The sequence below is a fragment of the Frankia sp. CeCAU1 genome (genome assembly GCF_977971845.1).
On the sequence record NZ_CDWWXA010000262.1, the window covers coordinates 1 to 2,510 of the forward strand.

A 2,510-nucleotide genomic window follows, 5' to 3' on the forward strand; every position below is an offset into this window, starting at 1 on the left:
CTCCCTGCTGGCCATGCAGCTGATCGCACGGATCAGGAACCTGCTGCGGACGGCGCTGACCATCGGCGAGCTGATGGCCGAGCCGACACCCGCCGGGGTCGCCACGCTGGTGCGGGCCGGCGGCGACCCGGCGGCCGACGAGCCGGTGCTCGCGCCCGTGCGACGGCCCGAGGCGGTGCCGCTGTCGTTCGGCCAGGCCCGGATGTGGTTCCTCAACCGGCTCGAGGACGGCGAGGCGCTCTACAACATCCCGGTGCAGCTGCGGCTGCGCGGCGACCTGGACCGGACCGCGCTGTGGGCCGCGCTCGGCGACGTGGTCACGCGGCACGAGAGCCTGCGGACGGTGTTCCCCGACCCCGACGGCATCCCGCGGCAGCAGATCCTGACCGCTGAGGCCGCACGCCCCACGCCTGTGGTCGTGCCGACCGACGAGGACGAGCTGCCCAGCCTGCTGACGGCCGAGGCCACCCGGGGTTTCGACGTGAGCCGCGACCTGCCGGTACGGGCCACGCTGTTCGCCGTGCCCGACGGCAGCCACGTGCTGTCACTCGTCGTCCATCACATCGCCGCGGACGGCTGGTCGATGGGGGTGTTCGCCCGGGATCTGGCCACGGCCTACGCGGCGCGGCGGAACGGGCAGGCCCCGCCGTGGGCGCCGCTGCCCGTGCAGTACGCCGACTACTCCATCTGGCAGCGCGAGGTCGCGGCCGGCGAGGACCGGTCGGACGCGCACCTGGCGTACTGGCGGCAGGCGCTGGCCGACCTGCCCGCCGAGCTGAACCTGCCGGTGGACCGGCCACGCCCCGCCCTGCCCGGCTTCCAGGCCGGATCCGTGCCCATCCGGCTCGGCGCGCGGACACACGCCCGCCTGGCCGACGTGGCCAGGGGCCAGGCGGCGACGCTGTTCATGGCGGTGCAGGCGGCCGTGGCGCTGTTGCTGTCCAAGCTGGGCGCGGGCAGCGACATCCCGCTGGGCACGGCGGTGGCCGGCCAGGGGAACGCCGCGCTGGACGACCTGATCGGTTTCTTCATCAACACCCTCGTCCTGCGCACCGATGTCGGCGGTGACCCGACCTTCGCCGAACTCGTCGGCCGGGTCCGCGAGGGCGACCTGGCCGCCTTCGCCCACCAGGACGTGCCCTTCGAGCGGCTGGTCGAGGAATTTCACCCGGCCCGATCCCTGGCCCGCCACCCGCTGTTCCAGGTGATGCTCGGCTTCCGGAGCACCCCGCAGCGGGAGTGGCACCTGGCCGGCCTCGACACCCAGGTGATGCCGTCGCAGGCCGCCACCGCCAAGTTCGACCTGTCCTTCGACCTCGCCGAGTACCGCGACGAGGCGGGCGCGGCGGCGGGCATCGACGGGGAACTGCACTACTCGGCCGACCTGTTCGACCGGCGGACGGCCGAGGACCTCGTCGTACGGCTGGTCCGGGTGGTTGAGGCGGTCGCGGACGACCCGCACCTGCGGGTCAGCCAGGTCGACGTGCTGGACGACGCGGAGCGGGCCAGGATCGTCGGCGAGTGGAACGACACCGGCGTACCCCTCGGCCACACCAGGCTCACCGCGGCGTTCGACGCCCAGGTGGCCGCCCGCCCGGACGCGGTGGCGGTGGCGGCAGGAGATGTGCGGCTGTCGTACGCGCGGCTGGCGCAGGCCGCGGACCGGGTCGCGCACAGGTTGGCGGTGGCGGGCGTACAGCCGGGTGACCTGGTCGGCGTGGCGCTGGAGCGCTCGGCCGAGCTGGTGGCGGTGCTCATCGGGGTGCTCAGGGCGGGCGCGGCCTACGTGCCGGTCGACCTGGAGTGGCCTTCGGCCCGGGTGGCGCAGGTGCTGGCCGGGACCGGTGTGGTGGTGGCCTCGGCGGGGTTCGCCGCGCCGCCGGGCGTGGGCGTGGTGCCGGTGGGTGACTGGGTGCTGTCCGGGCCGCCACTGACGCCGCCGTTGACGCCGCCGTACGTTGTGGCAGGCCCCGGCGACCTGGCGTACGTGATGTATACCTCGGGATCGACGGGCGTGCCGAAGGGCGTGGCGGTGACGCACGCCGGGGTCGTCTCCCTGGCCGCCGACCGGCACTGGTCCGGCGGGGCTGATCAGCGCGTGCTGTTCCACGCCCCGCACGCCTTCGACGCCTCGACATGGGAGCTGTGGGTGCCGCTGCTGGCGGGCGGCCAGGTCGTGATCGCCCCGCCGGGACCGCTGGATGCCGCCGGGCTGGCCGAGTTGATTTCCGGTGCCGGGCTGACGGCCGTGCACGTGACCGCCGGTCTGCTCGCGGCGCTGGCCGAGGAGGACCCCGGCTGTTTCGCCGGGCTGCCCGAGCTGCTGACCGGCGGGGACGTGGTCAGCGCCACCGCCGTCGCTCGCGTCGCGGCCGCGTGCCCGGACACCGTCGTGCGGCACCTGTACGGCCCGACCGAGATCACCATGTGCGCGACCGTGTTCGACATCCGGCCGGGCGAGGAGGTCCCCGGGCCGCTGCCGATCGGTCATCCGCTGGACAACACCCGGA

Annotated in this window: 1 protein-coding gene; it reads left to right on the forward strand. The window is 74.5% G+C overall.

Going from position 1 to position 2,510, the window contains the following annotated elements:
• On the forward strand, positions 1–2,510 hold a 2,510-nt coding region (locus AC08OO_RS23270; protein ID WP_476619100.1), incomplete at both ends, for a condensation domain-containing protein.